Genomic DNA, 18,822 nt, shown 5'->3' with positions numbered 1-18,822 from the left:
GCCGCCGTCGACTACTGCGCCGAGTGCCGCGTTTCGTCCACGGGCCAGAGCCCTTCCAGCACATCCTTGCCGGTCAGCCGCGCGTGCTGTTGCAGCGCGAACCGATCCGTCATCCCGGCGATGTAATCCGCCACCAGCCGCGCAAGCGCCGTGTCATCGCCGGCCTCCGCAACATCCCCCTGCCAGCGCTGCGGCAGCAGCCTGGGATCGCCCAGGTAGATCGGGAACAATTCATTGACCGCCTCTGTCACGCGGGCGCGCTGTTCCATCACGCGGGGCGCGCGGTACATATTGGTAAAGAGAAAGGCGCGGATCTGTTTCAGGTCCGCCCACATCGCCTGCGAAAAGCCGATGACCGGGCGGCCAAGGTCGCGGATCTCCTGCGCGGTTTCGGCACCGGACCCGGCGATCTGCGCCCGCGAGGTTTCGATCAGGTCCGTGACCATCGCGCCAAAGACCCGGCGCAGCGCCTCATGGCGACGGCGATAGGCGTCCGTCGTGGGGTACTTGCGGTCGACCTCTGCATAGGCATCGCAGACGATGGGCAGATGGGCGATTTCCTCTTCGGTAAAGAGATCAGCCCGCAACCCGTCATGCAGGTCATGATTGTTGTAGGCCACGTCGTCGGACAGCGCGGCCACCTGCGCCTCTGCGCTGGCGTGGGTGTGCAGTTCCAGATCGTGCTCGGCATTGTATTCAGCCAGCGCATAGGGAATGTCCCCCACCACCGGGCCGTTGTGCTTGGCAATGCCTTCCAGCGTGTCCCAGGTCAGGTTCAGCCCGTCGAATTCGGCATAATGCCGTTCCAGTCGGGTCACGATGCGCAGGGTCTGGGCGTTGTGGTCAAAGCCGCCGTAGGGCGCCATGAGCGCGCTCAGCGCATCCTCTCCGGTATGGCCGAAGGGCGTGTGCCCAAGGTCATGCGCCAGCGCCACCGCCTCTGTCAGGTCCACGTCCAGCCCCAGCGCCCCGGTGATCGTCCGCGCCACCTGCGCCACCTCGATCGAATGGGTCAGCCGGGTGCGATAAAAATCGCCCTCGTGTTCCACGAAAACCTGCGTCTTGTGTTTCAGCCGCCGGAAGGCAGAGCAATGAATGATGCGGTCGCGGTCCCGCTGAAAGCAGGAGCGATGCGCACTCTCTTCTTCCGGATAGCGGCGGCCGCGCGCGGCCTTCGGCGTGCAGGCAGGGCTGGCGCGCATATGGATTCGTCCCGAGTTTTCTTGTCCCGGCACACCCATAGCCCCGCAATGTTGCGAAAACAACGACCTGCGCCGGTGGCCCCGGTCAGCGGCCCGATATCCGCCCATGGTCGCGGGCTCCGGGGCATGTGGGCATGCCACCCGGAACCGTCTCCGACACCGATTACCAGATTGGCGTCGAAATCGCGGCTTCAACGAATTCAACTACTTGGCCGATGCGGTCCTGCCCTGGACTGGTGGGGTTCCTTACTATGCGGGGATTCACCCGGCCTGTAGACTGTGGCCCAAGTTGTTTGTCGATAACCCTTGGAGAAAGCCATGTTCAGCCCTTTGCGCAGCGTTGCCATTTGCTGCATCATCCTCGCCCTTCCGGCCCCCGTGCTTGCACAGGCCGACATCAAGAAGAACCGTGTTGACGAAACGCTTGTTCTGGACCCGAACGAAGCGGACAAGCCGCGCACCTTTGCCCCGGCCATCGCCGCGCCGCCGGTCGCATCGCGCCCCGTGGTGACCCCGCCGGTGGCCGCACCGCCGGTCGCCACGCCCAAGCCGAACCAGCCGGTCATTGCAGCGCCGCCCGTCGCGGCCCCGCCGGTGACCCGTCCGCCGGCCATCACCGCCCCGCCGGTGGTAAAGCCGCCGCGCGACCGGGTGATCAACGTCGCCCCGCCCCCCACCACGCGGCCCCCGCTGCTGGCCCCGCCGCCGGTCAATCCGCCGATCCGCACTGGTGCTACCCCAATTCCCAAGGACACGCAGGACGTGACGCCGCTGACTGAAATGCCCTTCATCACCTTCGCCGCCCCCAAGAAGGACGATCATGAACTCTCGGTGATCGACAGCGTGCGCGGTGCCGGGCGCATCCGCGTCACCACCGACGCCGGCCCGGTCTTCTGCTCGGGTTTCGTGTTCGCCCCCACCGTTGTGGCGACCTCTTATGCCTGCGTGCCGGGCATCCTTGAGAACTACAACACCTACGCCACCCAGATCGAAGAGATCCGCATCGTGTTCGATCACATCTTCCCGGATCAGCGTCTGTGGACGGCGCAGGGCTACATGCTGCGTCTGGATACCGAACTGTCCAGCAAGGACACTGGCATTGCGATCCTGCATCTGGCCGATCCGGATATGACCTTCTCCTCCGACCGCATTCAGCCGGTGGGCAAGGCCTTGCCGGATCCCCGCGCGCCGCTCTTCATGCTCTCTTATCCGCGCGGCGAGTCGATGAAGTTCACCCATTGCAACGCGGTGGCGCAGGATCCCGCCTACCTGCCGGAGAAGGCCTTTGAGCACACCTGCGAAAGCGACTTCGGTGATCTGGGCGCCCCGATCTTCGATGCCGCGACCGGCGCGGTGGTCGGCCTGCACCTGAGCAAGGAACGTTCGACCGGACGCCGCTTTGCCACCCATTCGCTTGATCTTGCCAACTGGATCGGCGACCAGCAGTAAACTGGCCTAAACCTTGATGATCGCCCCCTTGGTTCCCCAAGGGGGCGATCTGCCTTGCTTGAAGGCCAACCGCGGATGCTTATATTGCGGTAACACGCCAAAGAGGACGCCATGCAACTGCCGCCCAAAGTCACTGATAGAGCCTATGCCCGCCTTGCCGAGATCGGTGCAAGCGCCGAAGGCAAGGCGCTGCGCGTCGCCGTCGAAGGGGGCGGCTGTTCGGGGTTCCAGTATGAAATCAAGCTCGACGCCCCGGCCGAGGACGATCTGGTGCTTGAAGACAGCGGAGAGCGAGTGATCGTGGACCCGGTGTCCCTTCCCTTTCTGACCGGCGCGGTGATCGATTTCTCCGATGAGCTGATCGGCGCGCGTTTCGTGATCGAGAACCCCAACGCCACCAGTTCCTGTGGCTGCGGCACGTCGTTTTCGATCTGATCCCGACCGCAGCGGGCCCGTCACGCCCGATCCGACAAAAGAAAAAGGGCGCCTCCATCGGGCGCCCTTTTCTGTTTTTCGGATGTGATCATTCCGCCGGGATGACCTTGGGCTTGGCCAGATGCTCTTCGGCCACCAGCCAGAAACCAGAGCCCACCACCAAGAGGACCCCCATCCATGTGCCCACGGTCGGGATTTCGTTGAAGAAGAGAAAGCCGATGAAAACCATCCAGACGAACTGCAGGTTCATCAGCGGTGTGGCCACATAGGCGGGCAGCAGGCGCAGCGCCTCGGCCACGACGTAGCGGGCGGTGAACAGCGCAGCGGCATAAACCGTGACCCAGCCCAGATCCGTCAGGCTCATCGGTTTCCACACGAAGGGCAGCGCCACGGCCATGACCACCATCAGCGCGGCATTGGGCCAGAAGACCTGTGCCAAAGGCGCGCGTTCGGCCTTGGCGATGACACGCGCGGCCAGCATCGACCCGCAGCCCGAAACGGCAGCCAGCAGGGCCCAGGCGTGACCGGCCTGAGCGCCGCTCAGCCCGCCCGGCATCAGGAACAGGATACCACCAACCCCAAGGGCCAGTGCGGCCCACGCTGCCGGGCGCGGGCTCTCCCCCAGAACCGGACCGCTGAGCGCGGCTGCGATCAGCGGGATCAGCCCGATGAACAGAAAGACATCCGCAAATGGCAGCAGACGGAACGCCTGAAAGAAGGCAACAGAGGCAATGACGGTCAGGACCGACCGCACGATCATCGCCTTTTTCGACCGGATCCGCAGGCCCGGACCATCGCCGGACCGCGCCCCGGCCAGCGCAAACGCCATGATCAGCGCCGAGGACAGGACAAACAGCTGTGGCGCGCTGTAACCGCCCGCGATGAACTTGGTGATGCCATCCGCAGCGGCCATCATGCCGGTGAAGATGACGACAAGGCCCGCGCCGATGGCGGTGCCGGAAAGCGCCAGCCGGTTCATGCGCGGCCTGCCCGGGCAAAGCCCTCGAAATAGGCGTCGAACAGGTCGCAGGACTGCGCCGCCATACTGAGCACGTCACGCGCCTGCGGCGAAAGCTCCGGCTCCATCCGCGGCCGCATCCGGTCCCAGTCGCCCGACCGGTGGTCCATGCCATAGATCGTCTGGCTGAGTTCGCGCAGCACGGTCTGCAAGCGCGCGCCGCGTTCGAACCGCAACCGGCTGTCACTCAGCGGTTGGCGGAACACAGGCGCTCCGGTGACGGCCTGGTGCCAGTTGCAGACGAAAAATTCGTGGTAGTCGTCGTTCAGGCTGACATGATCGTCGGCCTGCACCTCATAGACGGCGGTTTCCTGTTGCAGCCATGCGGTCCAGACATCCGGCGGCATCGCCCCGGCATACCGCAGCGCGATGCAGATTTCGGCCAGCAGGTCGGCGTTCTGGTCAAGGAAGGCCGTCAGCCCGGCGAAATGCAGGCTTTGCAGCGCCTCCGTGGGCAATTGCGGGTCGCGGCGACCGTATTCCGACAGGTAATAAACGATATGGGTCAGTTCATAGGCGGCTTTCTTGTTCGGCAGGGCAAAGGTCCTGGTCCGCGAACAGAACGCCCGCAGCCGGTCGTCCAGCCCCGGATCCTGCACCGGATCGACACCGCGACGGGTCATCAACCGGCGCGCCTCGGCCCGCTGAAGATCCGACAGTTCGGCATCGGCCAATCCCTCGCGGGCGGCGAAATCCACCATCTTCTGGGCCTGGTCGCCGGGCATACCCAGATCCTCCAGATCCAGTGCCAGCGACAGGATGAAACGGTAGTATTGCGGAAAGAACTCCAGCCGTTGCAGGGCCTGTGCGTAAAACGCCGCATGTCGGGCCAGCGCCTCGGGGGCGACGGCCTGACCTGTGCATTCGAGGATATTCAGCAGTTCCGCGTTTTCCTTCAGCCAGAACACATCGTCACTGTGGCGACGGTGATCGGCAAAGGCTCCCAGAAGCGCACTGATGCGCGCTTCCAGCGGGGGTATCCGGGACGGGACGGTGAGTTGGATGACATTGTTCATCACGACGGGTCTCCTCTTGTCTTGGCAGAGCGCCCTAACGCCCCGCCCGGGTATCGCTCTTGCCGGATCAGGCGCGGGTCGGGCCGGACCAGCTGGTGAAGGCCTGAACGCTGTCGCCGTTGTCGGCATCGCCTGTCACCGGACCGGACCACGAGGTGAAGGCCTCGACATTGTCGCCCGCGTCACGATCGCCAGCCGCCGGACCGGACCAGGACGTGAACGCCTGAACGTTGTCGCCGCTGTCGATGTCGCCTGCTGCGGGACCGGACCACGAGGTGAAGGCCTCGACGTTGTCGCCTGCGTCACGGTCGCCTGCCGCCGGGCCGGACCACGACGTGAACGCCTGAACGTTGTCGCCGCTGTCGATGTCGCCAGCTGCCGGACCGGACCACGAGGTAAAGGCTTCGACGTTGTCGCCTGCGTCACGGTCGCCAACTGCCGGGCCAGACCAAGAGGTGAACGCCTCGACGTTGTCGCCCGCGTCACGAGAGCCACGAACCGGGCCGGACCAGGACGTGAAAGCCTCAACAGAGTCGCCTTTTTCGATATCGCCGCTTGCGGGACCCGACCAGGACGTGAATGCTTCGACAGCATCGCCCGTTTCACGGGAGCCAGTGGTGGGACCGGACCACGAAGTGAACGCTTCGACCGAGCCGCCGTTGAAAAGGTCGCCCTCTGCGGGGCCGGACCACGAGGTGAAAGCCTCGACAGCGTCGCCTGCGAAGGCGCTCGTTTCCGCTTTGGAAACGAATTTTTCAGGGCTGTGCGTTTTGATCAGTGCAGTCATGGAATTGCTCCTTGTTCAGGTTGAGCGCTATGCCCTTGAAATCTGCAATCAAAAAGCGTTTGCAAAAAAGTTAATTCTTGTTAAGGTTGTTTAAAAGAAAGTTTATCCACAATTTCGATTCGCGCAGCCGTTTCGAAAGCCGGTACAATCAGACTTATCCACAGGATGTAATTTCTTGGGGATAAGTTCAGACTTTGCAGCGCAACGACGCTTTGCAAAGTCAAATGACCCCGAATCGCCCCCGAATCTGTATCAGTCCATGCTCCGCTTCGTGTCAGCGAAGACGCCCATAGGTTGCACGAACATGGTAAATACAACCTGAATTGAGACAATCTGATGTTGTTTAGCGTCGCTTGACGCCCCTGCGCCTAACTGCGAACCATGGCCGCGACCGCGCCAGACGCAGGAGAGCGCCATGAAGATCGCCACGTTCAACATTAACGGCATCAAGGCCCGTCTCGGCGCCCTGACCGACTGGCTGGACGAATCCCAACCGGACGTGGTGCTGTGCCAGGAAATCAAATCCATCGACGAAAATTTCCCGCATGAGCCCTTTGAAGAGCGCGGCTACAACGTCGAAACCCACGGTCAAAAGGGTTTCAACGGCGTCGCCATCCTCTCCAAACGCCCGCTGGAGGACGTGCGGCGCGGCCTGCCCGGCGACGACACGGACGAACAGGCGCGCTGGATCGAGGCGACCGTGATGGGGGATCATCAGGCGGTGCGGCTCTGCGGGCTGTACCTGCCCAATGGCAACCCGGCCCCGGGACCGAAATACGACTACAAACTGGCCTGGATGAAACGGCTGGAGGCCCGCGCCCGCGAGTTGCTGGCCGAAGAGATGCCCGCGCTCATGGCCGGGGATTACAATGTGATCCCGCAGGAAGAGGACGCCGCCCGCCCCGAACAGTGGACCGAGGACGCGCTGTACCGGCCCGAAACGCGCGCCGCCTTTCGCCGGATCCTGAACCTCGGCTTCACCGAGGCCTTTCGCGCCCGCACCCAGGCGCCGGGGCATTACAGCTTCTGGGACTATCAGGCCGGGGCATGGGAACGGAACAACGGCATCCGGATCGACCATTTCCTGCTGTCACCCGCCGCCGCCGACATGATGACCGATTGCCAGATCGACGCCGCCGTGCGCGGCCGCTCGGATCCGCGCCCCTCGGATCACGTCCCGGTCTGGGTCGAGTTGAACGCCTGATCCCCCTGCCCCAACAGCCCTGCCCGGACACGGCGTCGCCTTGCACCGGCCCGGGCAACGCACTATTTTTGTCGGAAACATTAGACCAGCGGAGCCACTGAATGCCCATGTACGCCAAGGAGATCGAGGACCTGCTGCGGCAGTCCTTTCCCGACGCCAAGATCACTGTCGATGGCAGCGACGGTGTCCATATGTCGGCGATGGTCGTGGACGAGAGCTTTCGCGGCAAGAACCGGGTCCAGCAGCAGCGCGCCGTCTACGCCGCGCTCAAAGGCAAGATGGATGGCCCGGACGGGGCGCTGCACGCGCTTGCCCTGACCACCAAGGCCCCGGACTGAGGAAAGGACTGCGATCGACCATATGGAACCCGGCCTTATCGCCATTCTTCTGTTACTGCCCTTCGTCGCGGTGTTCATCTCTGCGGCGTGGCAGGAAAACAGACGATACCGGCAACGGGGGCGTTCCACCTACGGTTTGACCTATGATCCCGAATCGAACACCACCTATGTCGGGACAATCGCAGACGACGCACAAAGCTACGACCCCGAGGAGTTTGACCCCGAACACACGGCCACCTCGGACGCCGACGACAGGGACACCGCACAGACGGATCCCGCAGAAACAGACGCAGATACGCAGGATCAACGCACATGACAGACGTAAAACTCACCATCGACAATACCGTCAAATCCCACGACGTCGTGCTCTTCATGAAGGGCAACAAGACCATGCCGCAGTGTGGTTTTTCCAGCCGCGTGGCCGGCGTTCTGAACTACATGGGCGTCGACTTTCAGGACGTGAACGTTCTGGAGGATGACGCCCTGCGCCAAGGCATCAAGGAGTTCTCCGACTGGCCGACCATCCCGCAGCTTTATGTGAAGGGTGAGTTCGTCGGCGGTTGCGACATCATCACCGAGATGACCCTCTCGGGTGAGTTAGACCAGCTTTTTGACGAAAATGGCGTGGCCTACAACAAGGACGCCGCCGACAAGATCCGCGAAGCCAACGCCTCCTGAGGCAGGGCTTTTCGCGTCCCAACGGCAAAGCGGGCAGGTTTTCCTGCCCGCTTTTCTATTTGAACCGGTGATTTTTCACGCCATGACCCGCCGCCTGAAAGCAAGCGGCTGACAGTGGGTGCCGGTCAGCCCCTGGCCTCTTCCAGCGAATTGGCCAGCGATTCCGCCCGGGCCGCGATCTCTGCCAGAGAGTCGGTCAGATCGTCCGGGATCACCGCCACTTCGACCTTTTCGGGATCCGGGGCCGGACGCGCCTTGACCTCGGCCAGTTCGGCCTCGACCGACTGCAGCTTGTCCTGCACCTCGTTCAGTTTCTCTTCGAGCCCGGCGGTCTTGTCCGCCAGCATCAGGCCCGCCATCAACAGCATGCGTGCCTCGGGCATCCGCCCGATCTGGCTGACCAGAACCTGCGCCTCGGTGTCCAGCAGTTTGGCCGCCGCCTGCAGGAACTGTTCTTCTCCCTGCTGGCAGGCCACCTCAAAGCTGCGCCCGCCGATCTTGATCTCGACTTCGATCTGGCTCATCCCTGCGCCTCCTCTTCGGCCGCATCGGCCAGCAGCGGCGTCAGCGCGCCCATGACCGCCAGCGCCTCGGCCGTTTCGGTCGCCCGCGCGGCGCGCAGCGCCTCCAGTTCAGCGGCCATCGCCGCGTTGATCAATTCCGGCTCACCGACGCCATGCGCATTGGCCTCGCGCAGCGCCGCGTTGGAGGCGGTCAACTGTTCGTTCGCCGTGCGCAACCGCTGCAATTCCGCGTCCAGTTCGGCCATATCGCCCTTGGGCGGGTCCGTGGGTGCGAGTTGCGTGGCGGCCTCGGCCTCCGCCAGACGGCCCTTGAGCACGCGCAGCCGCTCCTGCAACTGGGCATTGGCCATCTGTTCGTCTTCCAGAAGCGCGCGCAATTGCCCCGCATCCTCGCCCTCTTCGGGCTCTGCCTCGGGCGCCTTGGCATCGGCTTGCGCGTCTTGCCGGATGCGTTCGATCTCGGCCACGGCCTCATTCCGGACCGCCTCGACCGCCGCGTTCAGCTCGACCTCGGCCTGCTCTCGCGCCGCGGCCAGAGCCTCCTGCGCCTCGGCCAGGGCCTGTTGCGTTTCCGACAGTTCCTGTTCCGCGGCCTCCGCCCGGCCGCGCACGGCCTCAAGGTCCGCATCCGTTATACCGGAGCCGACATTGTCGATCCCCTGTCCGATCCGGTCCAGTGCGCGGGTGATCCGCGACTGCAATTCTTCGATCTGGCTCATTTTGCCCTCTTGCCTCAGACCCGCGGCCTCACTCGCACGGGAACAGCCCGACCGCGAATCGCCCACAGCCCGGCAAGGGAAAGTTTAACAAGCGAAAAAGAAAAATGCGCCCCCTTATGTTCCAAGGCCTTACGCGGCGGCCTTCATGCGACACCATGGGGTGTGCTTGCACTTCGCCGCGTGGCTGCTATTCAGCCTGCGATACACTCAGCCATAGGACGGAAACCCGGTGGATATCCAAGAGCTTCGCACCCGTAACCCCGAACACTGGATGCGCGCAACGGCCATCCGCGCGCTGGCGCTTGACGCTGTTGCCGCGGCAAATTCCGGCCATTCCGGTATGCCCATCGGCATGGCGGACGTGGCCACCGTGCTGTTTTCGAAGCACCTGAAATTCGACGCAAAGACCCCCGACTGGGCCGACCGTGACCGGTTCATCCTGTCGGCGGGCCACGGCTCCATGCTGCTTTACGCGCTGCTCTACCTCTGCGGCGACGAAGAGATCACGCTGGACCAGGTCAAGAACTTCCGCCAGCTGGGCGCCAAGACCGCGGGCCACCCGGAAAACTTCCTCGCCAAGGCGATCGAGACGACGACCGGCCCGCTGGGTCAGGGCATCGCCAACTCTGTCGGCTTTGCCATCGCCGAAGAGTCGCTGCGCGCGCGGTTCGGCAAGAAGCTGATCGACCACCACACCTATGTGATCGCTGGCGACGGCTGCCTAATGGAAGGCGTCAGCCATGAGGCCATCGGCCTTGCCGGGCGTCTGGAACTGGGTCACCTGATCGTCTTCTGGGACAACAACGACATCACCATTGACGGCAAGGTGTCGCTCTCCGACCGCACCGATCAGGTCGCGCGCTTCCGCGCTGCCGGTTGGGATGTGCAGGAAATCGACGGCCACGATCCCGAGGCCATCGACGCCGCCATCACCGCGGCCAAGAAGACCTCGCAGCCATCCATGATCGCCTGCAAGAGCCACATCGCCATCGGCCACGCGGCGCAGGACACCTCCAAGGGCCATGGCGCGCTGACCAACGCGGACCAGAATGACGCCGCCAAGGAAACATGGGGCTGGACCTCTGCCCCCTTCGTGATCCCGGCAGAGATCAAGAGCTGGTGGGAAGAAGTCGGCACCCGTGGCGCGGCAGAGCGCGGCGAGTGGGAAGCCCGTCTGGCCGACACCAGCGAAGGCCGCCAAAAGGAATTCGCCCGCGTCATGGCCGGCGAAGCGCCCCGGAAACTCTCCGCCGTCGTCAAGGCGCTGAAAAAGCAGGTTTCGGAAAGCGCCCCCAAGGTGGCGACCCGCAAGGCGTCGGAGATGGCTTTGGAAGTCATCAACCCGGTCATGCCCGAAACCATCGGCGGCTCGGCCGACCTGACCGGCTCCAACAACACGCTGACCGGCGACATGGGTGTCTTTGACACCGACAACCGCAAGGGCCGCTACATCTACTTCGGCATCCGCGAACACGGCATGGCCTCGGCGATGAACGGCATGGCGCTGCACGGTGGCGTGCGTCCCTATGGCGGGACCTTCATGGCCTTCACCGATTACGCCCGCCCCGCCATGCGTCTGGCGGCCCTGATGAAGGTGCCGACGGTCTTTGTCATGACCCACGACTCGATCGGTCTGGGTGAGGACGGCCCGACGCACCAGCCGGTGGAACATGTCGCCATCAGTCGCGCGACCCCGAACACGCTGGTCTTCCGTCCCGCCGACGCGGTGGAAACGGCAGAGGCTTGGGAAATCGCTCTGCGCCAGACGGTAACGCCCTCGGTCCTGTCGCTGACCCGTCAGGGCCTGCCGACCGTCCGGACCGAGCACAAGAACGCCAACCTGACCGAAAAAGGCGCCTATGTTCTGGCCGATGCCGAGGGCAAGCGTCAGGCGATCCTGATGGCAACCGGCTCCGAGGTCTCCATCGCACTGGCCGCCCGCGACCTCTTGCAGGCCGAAGGCATCGGCACGCGCGTCGTGTCCATGCCCTGCTGGGAACTGTTCGAGGCGCAGGACGAGGCCTACCGCCGCAAGGTTCTGCCCGCCGGTCCGGTGCGCGTCGCGGTCGAGGCCGCCGTGCGCTTTGGCTGGGACAAGTGGCTGTTCAGCGAGCGCGGCAAGCGTGACAAGGGTGATTTCGTGGGCATGGACAGCTTTGGCGCCTCGGCCCCGGCGGATGTGCTGTACAAGCACTTTGGCATCACCGCCGAAGCCGTGGCCGAAAAGGTCAAGGCACTGCTCTGAGCGCTTCACGCGAAGAAAAATGGGCCGGTTCCGGACATGGGCCGGCTCGTTTTAAATTTTCCATACCGGAAAGGACAGCCTGCTATAGACAGGACTATCTAAGGCCGGAAAACCAAAGTAAATCGATAATCCAACCTAACCAATAGGGTTGTTTCGGGCTTATCAATTCCAGCAACCCAAAAGATTATAGTGATCCGAACACACACCCTCAGATTGAAAATTGAGGAGAAATCTATTTAATTCAAGGCTGTTGGGGAAAGCTTAACCGTATTTTAACATTCTCAAAGCGATGTATCCTCAGCTTACAACAAAAGAGCAGTCAGGTGATCCTAATGCCCAATCATACATGGCTCGTCGATGTGGCCGCAGATATTCAGCTTTATGCTCACGAGCATAACTTGCATCGAGTTGCAGCAGTTTCCGAAGCGCTCGTTATGGCAGCGAAACGTGAGCTCGAAAGTCTAGAAGAGTTGGAAGATTTTCGACCACTTTGTCCACGACTGGTTACGCAGCAAAACGAAAGAGGGTGTTGAAGGGGATGAAACAATGGTCGATGACAAACAGTGACTTTTCGCGTATAAAGTTACCCTATACGAATGCATACCACTCAGGCCTATAGTTCTCTAGTACTGCACGACGGGTTTTGCTCGAAATTAGCCGAAAGAAATCGATGATAGATCGACAAGAGCCACCTTGCACGTCCAGCCAGAGGAAAAAGACCGAGCGTCTTTTGCCGGTTGGGTGGTGGATGGCACCCGGAGCTTTGTTTGGAGTGGCGGTTTACTATGGGTTGATCAAACTTGTTCTGGGTCTGTTTTGATCGTCGATATGGACAGCGTTTCCAAAGTCAAAGGCACTACGAAAGACAGGATTATCTTAAACTTTGGACGATATTGGCCGTTATGAATTGGTTCCAGTTCTGCTGCCAGTCAGCCCGTCCAGCACAGCCCGCGCCGCGCGCAGGCCGGGGGCCTCGCCGCCCTGCCCCAACCGTTCCATCGTCAGGCGCATCTCCTCTGCCTGTGCCTCCGGCGCCTCCAGCACCTTGACCACCGCCTGCGCGATGGGTTCCGGACGGCAGTTGTTGCCGATGAATTCCGGCACGCTGCGGGTCTCAGAGACGAGGTTCACCAGCGTCAGACTGTCCACCAGCAACATCCGCCCGATAATCTGCCGCGACAGCCAGCTCATGTCATAGGCGATGACCATGGGCGTGCCCGCCGCCGCCAGTTCCAGCGACACCGTCCCGGAGGCGGCCACCGCCACATCCGCCGCGTGAAAGGCCGCGCGTTTTTCCGCCCCGTCGGGATCCTCCTGCGGATCGATGACCAGGGGGCGGCCCGGCCAATCGCGCACCGCCTCGGCCACCGTCCGCGCCACCGGCCCCGCCGCCGGGATCACCAGCCGCAGATCGGGACGCAGCCGCGCCAGATGCGTGGCGACCTCTTCGAACACCGGCAACAGTCGCGCCACCTCGGACCGGCGCGACCCCGGCAGGACCAGCGCCATCTCCCCGCCAATGCCGTGACGCACACGAAAGGCCTCGGCCTCCTCCGCCGTCGCCTGGGGGTCCATCACCACCGGGTGGCCGACAAAATCGCAGTCGATCCCCGCCGCCTGCATATAGGGCGGCTCGAACGGCAAGAGCGCCAGCACCTGATCCACATGCGCGGCCATCTTCTGCGCCCGCTTGGGCCGCCAGGCCCAGACCGTGGGCGCCACGTAATGCACCACGCGCACGTCCGACACCGCCTTGACCAGCCGGTTCACCCGCAGTGAAAACTCCGGCAGGTCGATGGTGATCAGAACATCCGGTTTCTCTGCAATCACCGCATCGGCTGTCTGGCGGATCCGCGCCTTCAGGTGGCGGTATTCCTTGAGGATCTCAGAAATCCCCATGATGCTGATCTCATCCATGTCAAACAGGCTGTCCAGCCCTTCGGCCATCATGCGCGGCCCGCCGATACCCCGGAATGTCACGCCCGGCACCAGCTCTTTCAGCCCGGCCATCAGCGCCGCACCCAGCTTGTCACCCGATTGTTCGCCTGCGGTGATGAAAACGCGCATCAGCAGCCCCTCTCACGGACCCAGAGAAACAGCCCCGCCGCGTCCAGCACCTGCAGGACCCGTGGCTGGTCCAACACCATGACACCGCGCGCCTCGATCACGATCCCGCCCAGCCCCTGTGCAACCGCCTGTTCGGCGGTTTCGGGGCCAATCACCGGCAGGTCGGCGCGGCGTTCCTGCCCCGGTTTCGGCGCCTTGTAGAGCACAGCGCCGCGCGCCTCGGGCGGCAACCCGCGCAACAGCGCATCGGTGCCGGCCTCGGTTTCCCGCGCGACCACCTGCGCGCCCTTCAACACACAGGCCTGCCCCAGATCGCGGCGCGCCTGTTCGGCGCTGATCCGGTCGCCGACCCGCGCCGTGTCAGACACCTCCGGACCGGGCGCGGCCTGCGTCGGCACTCCCGCGGGCGGCAGCAGACCGGGCGCAAGGTCCTGTGCCGCCAGCACGGTGAACCCGCCGCCTTCCAGAATGTCGATGGCAATGCGCAGCGCGCCGTCGTCGCCCCGCTTCAGCGCGCGCAGGATGCGCGGCACCAGGGGCAGCGTGCGCAGGCCCAGCCGCCAGACAGAGATATCGGGACGGGTTACGGCGCCACACAGACACACCCGGTCAACGCCGCGCGCACGCAGCCAGCCAAGGAACGCGCCAAGATGTTCGATCCGGAACTGATGTTCCGCCTGCACCTGATCCGGCGGGCAATGGCTGAGACCGCAGACCACGAACGGCTCTGTCAGGCCCTCCGCCACGGCCCGGGGCAGCGCGCCGCGGCCTGCAATCAGCGCCAGCATGCCCGTCTCAGCCCGGCGTCAGAAAGTGACGGTCGCTGTCGCCAAGGATGAAATCGACGATCTCGCGCACGTAATCGCTCTGGGTTTCGTCCTTCAGGCGCTTGGCGCGGTCGGCAAAGGCGCCTTCACCCTGCGCCAGCATCTGAAAGGCCGCCCGCAACGCGGTGATATCAGAGCGGGCCACGCCCTTGCGCTTCAACCCGACAAGGTTCAGCCCGTCCAGCTTGCCGCGCGGGGCCTGCACCAGACCGTAGGGGATAACGTCATTGGTGACCATGGTGACGGCCCCGATGATCGCGCCGCGCCCGATGCGCACCCATTGATGCACGCCCGACAGACCGCCGATGATGACGTCATCCTCGATGACGCAATGCCCGGCCAGCGCGGCAGAGTTCACCACGATCACGCGGTCGCCGACCTGCGCGTCATGGGCCACGTGACAGCCGGCCATGAACAGCCCGTCATCGCCAACACGGGTCACGCCGCCGCCGCCTTCGGTGCCGCAGTTCATGGTCACATGCTCGCGGATGCGGTTGCGCGCGCCAATCTCCAGGCGCGTCTTCTCTCCCTTGAACTTCAGATCCTGCGGGATCTCTCCGATCACCGAGAAGGGAAAAATCACCGTCTCCGCCCCGATGCTGGTCTGGCCGGTGACAACCACATGGGACTTCAGCTCGACGCCCTCGGCCAGCACGACCTCAGGGCCCACATGGCAGAACGGGCCAATCTGGCAGCCATCACCGATCTGCGCACCATCCTCGATCACGGCGGAGGGATGGATCACCGTGCGGGTCAAGCGGGCAGCTCCATCATGGCGGTGAATTCGGCCTCAGCGGCCATTTCACCCTCGACCTCGGCCACGCCCTTGAACTTCCACACCTTGCCGCCGGGCTTGCCGCGCAGGGTGGTCAGGTTCATGCGCAACTGATCCCCGGGGATGACCTTGCGGCGGAACTTGCAGCCGTCGATGGCCATGAAATAGACCTTCATTTCCTTGTCGGCCATGTCCAGCGCAGTGCCCACCATCACGGCGGCGGTCTGGGCCATCGCCTCGACGATGGTAACGCCCGGCATGATCGGCAGGCCCGGGAAATGGCCCTGAAAATGCGGCTCGTTCATGGTGACGTTCTTGATGCCGACGGCGGATTGCGTGCCGTCGATCTGTTCGACCCGGTCGACCAGCAGGAAAGGATAACGGTGCGGCAGGATCCGCTGGATCAGCTGAATGTCAGCACTGAGAAGCGTGTCTGTCATGGGGCTCGGCCTTTCTTGGTTTGCCGCAACCCCTAGCAATCGGGCGCTGCGGGGGCAAGCGTGCCGTCAGTCCTGAGGGGCCGGTGCCGGATTGGCAGCAGGATCTGGCGCAGGGGGCGGATCGGGCGTTTCCGGCGCGGCCCCTGCCCCGACCTCGGCATCGATCAGCGTGATGGCCCGATCGGTGACATCAATGGCATCGGCGGCCACGAAGACGCTGCGCCGTTCAAGGATGATCGCGGCCCCCGCCTCGCGCAGCAGATCCTCTATGACCGGCTGGACGGCGGACAGGAACCGCCGACGCTCTTCCTCGGTCCGGGTTCCCAGCGCGCGGGCCTTGGCGTCCTGCTCTTCGCGCAGGCGCTGCACCTTTTCGTCAAAGGCATCGGCCAGCGCGCGGAATTCACTGGGCGGCAAGGTGGCGCGCAGGTCGGTCAGTTCCCGCTCTTCTTCGATCAGTTCCGCTTCGATCTTGCGGTTCTCGGCAGCGATGGCGCTGCCCTCGCGCTCGATGTCGTCATTGACGCGGCGGCCAAAGGCGCTCTCGTCAAAGACGCGCTCGAAATCGATGACAAGGATCGGGCTGCGCACGACGCCGGGCGTGAATGGACCGGTCTGCTGCGCGGACAGCGCGGCCCCGGTCATCAGGGCCAGCGCCAGTGTCAGGATCCGGAGGGTCAGACGCACCCCAACCTCAGAACTTGGTCGAAACCGTGAGGTTGAAATTCTGCGCCTTGTCGTACTTGTTCTTCTTCAGCGGCTCCGAGAAGTTCAAACGCAGCGGCCCGATGGCGCTGTCCCAGAGGATCGAGAAGCCGACAACATGGCGCGCTTCGAACCCTTCAGAGACAATCTTGTTGCCACCTGCCTTACTCACCGTGGAACTGCTGAGCCCCCAGACAGAGCCAACGTCGTAGAACAGACCGCCGGAGATCCCGTATTCCTCGGGCAGGCCCAACGGGAACTCGGCATCAAAACGAGCGACGGCGTAATAATTGCCGCCCAGCGAGTCATCGATACCGGTGCCAATCTCACGCGGACCGATACCGCCGCCTTCGAAGCCGCGCATGATGCTGGGGCTGCTGAAATAGCGGTCCGTCACCCGGCTGTCGCTTTCGGAGTAGCTGAGTGCACCGCCCTCGACCGTCGCCCGCAGGGTGATCTCCTCGTTGAAGATCCGCGTCTGGGCGATCGCCTTGGCGTTGGTCTTCACAAAGGTTGTGTCGCCGCCAAGACCGCCGAAATCCTGTCCGAACTCGAACCGGAAACGACGGTTGGGGTCCAACCCGGTTTCGACGGTGTCGAAGATATACGTGTAGCCCAGCGAACTGTCATAGCGCTCGCCTTCGGCGGCTTCGGCCTTGACCACATTGCCGACGTCCGTGTCATCGGCATTCCGAATATGGCCGTAAGACAGCGTATAGCGCAGTTGCAGGCGGCCCTGCTCCGACACCGGGAATTCGATAAACGGCCGGAACGTCCCGGAAACCGTGTCGTACACCGCATTGTCATTGTCGGTCTCGGTATACCCAAGGCCAAAGCCGACGGCGAGGTCACGCCCCATCAGCGCCGGTTCCGCGAAGGACAGCGAATAGACCTGCGACCCCGAAGAGGTGTTGATCGAGAAACTGAACGATTGCCCCCGGCCAAGGAAGTTCCGCTCCGAAAAGGAGAAGGTCGCACCGACGCCCGAGGCCGTCGAATACGACGCGCCAAAGCTGATCGAGCCGGTGGGCTGTTCCTCGACGTCCACGTCGACGATCACCTGCTGCGGGCTGCCGCCTTCGCGGGCAGTCACATCGGCAGTCTTGAAGAAGCCAAGCGCGCGGATACGCTCGGCGCTTTCCCGGATGGCGCGCGGGTTGAACGGATCACCCTCGACGATCTCGAACTGACGGCGGATCACCCGGTCCAGCGTGGTGGTGTTGCCCTCGATGTCGATGCGCTCGACAAAGATGCGGTCACCACGGACCAGCGCGAATTCCACGTCCAGCGTCAGATCGCGGTCGTTGCGGGTGATGCGCGGCTCGACCCGGACAAAGTTCAGGCCCTCGTTGATGGCCAGCTTTTCAAGGCGCGAAATCTCGTTCTCGACCAGTGACGGCGAATAGACCTTGCCCGAGCGCAGTTTCACCCGGCGCTGGAAGGTATCGACATCCACATCGGACAGATCGGAGGTGACAGAGACAGTGCCGACGCGGAACTGCTGCCCTTCCTCGACGCTCAGCGTCACGAAATACCCGTCCCGTTCCTGCGCCAGCTCGGCGTTCACGCCGGTGATGCGGAAATCGACGTACCCGCGCGAGGCGTAGAAGTCGCGCAGCAATTGCTGGTCGAACTCCAGACGGTCCTCAATGAAGGTGTCCTTGCGGATGATGGCGCGCAGCAGGCCGGCCTGCTTGGTCTCCAGGACGCGGCGCAGACGGCCATCGGAATACTTGGAATTGCCGACAAAGCCGATGCGCTCGACCTCGGCGACACCGCCTTCAAAGACCTCGAACACAAGGTCGATGCGGTTGTCGCTGCGGCGGATCACCTTGGGCGACACGCGCGCGGCCAGACGGCCCTGCGTTTCGTAGGCTTCGCTGATCGCCAGCGCATCCGCCTCCGCCACGCGCGGGCTGAAGACGCGGCGCGACTGCGACTGGACCACAGAGGCCAGATCCTCGTCCTTGATTCGGCGATTGCCCTCAAAGGCGATGCGGTTGATCGTCGGATATTCGACCACGCGGATGGTCAGGCGCGACCCCTGCGGGACGATCTCGACGGTTTCGAACAGACCGGAGCCAAGGATACGCTGGTAGGCGTCGTTCAACTCGGCGCCGCTGACCGTCTGACCGCGCGCGATGCCTGCATAGGACAGGATCGTGCCCGGTTCGACCCGGCGGTTGCCTTCGATGACCACATTGTCAAAACGGAACGACTGCGCGTAGGCGACGTCCGGTAGTGTTGCCACCCCTGCACCAAGTGCGACGGCGAAGCTCAGGCAAACTGCCTTAACTGCATTCTTCACGCGAAATACCCCATGACGACCCTGCGCTTTCCGCGCGGAAATGACTTTAGCCATTTTCGCTACCTAATCAGACATCCCAGAGACG

Annotated in this window: 19 protein-coding genes; 7 read left to right on the top strand and 12 right to left on the bottom strand. The window is 63.4% G+C overall.

Features of this window, described 5'->3' with window-relative positions; all coding sequences use genetic code 11:
* Positions 1-11 precede the first annotated feature (11 nt).
* Positions 12-1,202: a deoxyguanosinetriphosphate triphosphohydrolase gene (locus ACTXGA_RS03800; RefSeq protein ID WP_443391803.1), complete on the bottom strand. Its 1,191-nt coding sequence runs from the start codon at positions 1,200-1,202 to the stop codon at positions 12-14.
* Positions 1,203-1,520: 318 nt separating this feature from the next.
* Between ACTXGA_RS03800 and ACTXGA_RS03795 the strand changes: the two genes are divergently transcribed.
* Both ACTXGA_RS03795 and ACTXGA_RS03790 read left to right on the top strand, forming a co-directional pair.
* A complete protein-coding gene (locus ACTXGA_RS03795) occupies positions 1,521-2,651 on the top strand; it encodes a trypsin-like serine peptidase (RefSeq protein WP_443391802.1) in 1,131 nt (376 codons plus the stop codon).
* A 111-nt stretch (positions 2,652-2,762) separates the two neighbouring features.
* Entirely contained in the window at positions 2,763-3,086 is a 324-nt protein-coding gene (locus tag ACTXGA_RS03790) for a HesB/IscA family protein (protein WP_443391801.1), read from the top strand.
* 88 nt (positions 3,087-3,174) lie between these two features.
* Here the strand turns inward: ACTXGA_RS03790 and ACTXGA_RS03785 are convergent, their stop codons facing one another.
* The 3 genes from ACTXGA_RS03785 to ACTXGA_RS03775 all read right to left on the bottom strand — a co-directional run bounded on the left by ACTXGA_RS03785 (position 3,175) and on the right by ACTXGA_RS03775 (position 5,907).
* Positions 3,175-4,065: a DMT family transporter gene (locus ACTXGA_RS03785; protein ID WP_443391800.1), complete on the bottom strand. Its 891-nt coding sequence runs from the start codon at positions 4,063-4,065 to the stop codon at positions 3,175-3,177.
* Positions 4,062-5,120: a DUF6902 family protein gene (locus ACTXGA_RS03780; protein ID WP_443391799.1), complete on the bottom strand. Its 1,059-nt coding sequence runs from the start codon at positions 5,118-5,120 to the stop codon at positions 4,062-4,064. Before ACTXGA_RS03780 ends, ACTXGA_RS03785 begins: the two co-directional genes overlap by 4 nt.
* A 67-nt stretch (positions 5,121-5,187) precedes the next feature.
* Positions 5,188-5,907, bottom strand: a complete 720-nt coding sequence (locus ACTXGA_RS03775; RefSeq protein ID WP_443391798.1) for a hypothetical protein — start codon at positions 5,905-5,907, stop codon at positions 5,188-5,190.
* A gap of 415 nt (positions 5,908-6,322) precedes the next feature.
* Here ACTXGA_RS03775 and xth point away from each other — a divergent pair, with 415 nt between their 5' ends.
* From xth to grxD, 4 genes are all read left to right on the top strand, one after another.
* Positions 6,323-7,111 carry an exodeoxyribonuclease III gene (gene xth, locus ACTXGA_RS03770; RefSeq protein WP_443391796.1) on the top strand — a complete coding sequence of 263 codons (789 nt, stop codon included), beginning with the start codon at positions 6,323-6,325 and terminating at the stop codon, positions 7,109-7,111.
* Positions 7,112-7,212: 101 nt separating this feature from the next.
* Positions 7,213-7,449 (top strand): BolA/IbaG family iron-sulfur metabolism protein, encoded by a 237-nt coding sequence (locus tag ACTXGA_RS03765; protein ID WP_443391795.1) that lies wholly within the window; start codon positions 7,213-7,215, stop codon positions 7,447-7,449.
* Between the two features lie 22 nt (positions 7,450-7,471).
* On the top strand, positions 7,472-7,765 hold the full coding sequence (locus ACTXGA_RS03760; RefSeq protein ID WP_443391794.1) for a hypothetical protein: 294 nt from the start codon (positions 7,472-7,474) through the stop codon (positions 7,763-7,765).
* Positions 7,762-8,127: a Grx4 family monothiol glutaredoxin gene (grxD, locus tag ACTXGA_RS03755; RefSeq protein ID WP_443391793.1), complete on the top strand. Its 366-nt coding sequence runs from the start codon at positions 7,762-7,764 to the stop codon at positions 8,125-8,127. Before ACTXGA_RS03760 ends, grxD begins: the two co-directional genes overlap by 4 nt.
* A gap of 125 nt (positions 8,128-8,252) precedes the next feature.
* Here the strand turns inward: grxD and ACTXGA_RS03750 are convergent, their stop codons facing one another.
* On the bottom strand, positions 8,253-8,651 hold the full coding sequence (locus ACTXGA_RS03750; protein WP_443391792.1) for a cell division protein ZapA: 399 nt from the start codon (positions 8,649-8,651) through the stop codon (positions 8,253-8,255).
* Positions 8,648-9,370 carry a hypothetical protein gene (locus ACTXGA_RS03745; RefSeq protein ID WP_443391791.1) on the bottom strand — a complete coding sequence of 241 codons (723 nt, stop codon included), beginning with the start codon at positions 9,368-9,370 and terminating at the stop codon, positions 8,648-8,650. The genes ACTXGA_RS03750 and ACTXGA_RS03745 overlap by 4 nt, the downstream gene beginning before the upstream one ends.
* Positions 9,371-9,599: 229 nt before the next feature.
* Between ACTXGA_RS03745 and tkt the strand changes: the two genes are divergently transcribed.
* Entirely contained in the window at positions 9,600-11,615 is a 2,016-nt protein-coding gene (tkt, locus tag ACTXGA_RS03740; RefSeq protein ID WP_443391790.1) for a transketolase, read from the top strand.
* 900 nt (positions 11,616-12,515) lie between these two features.
* Here tkt and lpxB read toward each other — a convergent pair.
* The 6 genes from lpxB to bamA all read right to left on the bottom strand — a co-directional run bounded on the left by lpxB (position 12,516) and on the right by bamA (position 18,791).
* Entirely contained in the window at positions 12,516-13,682 is a 1,167-nt protein-coding gene (gene lpxB / locus ACTXGA_RS03735; RefSeq protein ID WP_443391789.1) for a lipid-A-disaccharide synthase, read from the bottom strand.
* Positions 13,682-14,470, bottom strand: coding sequence for an LpxI family protein (locus ACTXGA_RS03730; RefSeq protein ID WP_443391788.1), 789 nt, complete (start codon positions 14,468-14,470; stop codon positions 13,682-13,684). The genes lpxB and ACTXGA_RS03730 overlap by 1 nt, the downstream gene beginning before the upstream one ends.
* A gap of 7 nt (positions 14,471-14,477) precedes the next feature.
* On the bottom strand, positions 14,478-15,266 hold the full coding sequence (gene lpxA / locus ACTXGA_RS03725) for an acyl-ACP--UDP-N-acetylglucosamine O-acyltransferase (RefSeq protein WP_443391787.1): 789 nt from the start codon (positions 15,264-15,266) through the stop codon (positions 14,478-14,480).
* On the bottom strand, positions 15,263-15,724 hold the full coding sequence (fabZ, locus tag ACTXGA_RS03720; protein ID WP_443391786.1) for a 3-hydroxyacyl-ACP dehydratase FabZ: 462 nt from the start codon (positions 15,722-15,724) through the stop codon (positions 15,263-15,265). Before fabZ ends, lpxA begins: the two co-directional genes overlap by 4 nt.
* A gap of 66 nt (positions 15,725-15,790) precedes the next feature.
* Positions 15,791-16,411: an OmpH/Skp family outer membrane protein gene (locus tag ACTXGA_RS03715; RefSeq protein ID WP_443391785.1), complete on the bottom strand. Its 621-nt coding sequence runs from the start codon at positions 16,409-16,411 to the stop codon at positions 15,791-15,793.
* Between the two features lie 7 nt (positions 16,412-16,418).
* Positions 16,419-18,791, bottom strand: a complete 2,373-nt coding sequence (bamA, locus tag ACTXGA_RS03710) for an outer membrane protein assembly factor BamA (RefSeq protein ID WP_443391784.1) — start codon at positions 18,789-18,791, stop codon at positions 16,419-16,421.
* Positions 18,792-18,822 lie beyond the last annotated feature (31 nt).

The sequence above is a fragment of the Antarctobacter jejuensis genome (assembly GCF_052266595.1).
In the GTDB taxonomy this organism is placed as follows: Bacteria; Pseudomonadota; Alphaproteobacteria; order Rhodobacterales; family Rhodobacteraceae; genus Antarctobacter; species Antarctobacter jejuensis.
Note: the sequence above shows the minus strand (reverse complement) of the source record. Positions and strands in the feature narration are given on the sequence as shown.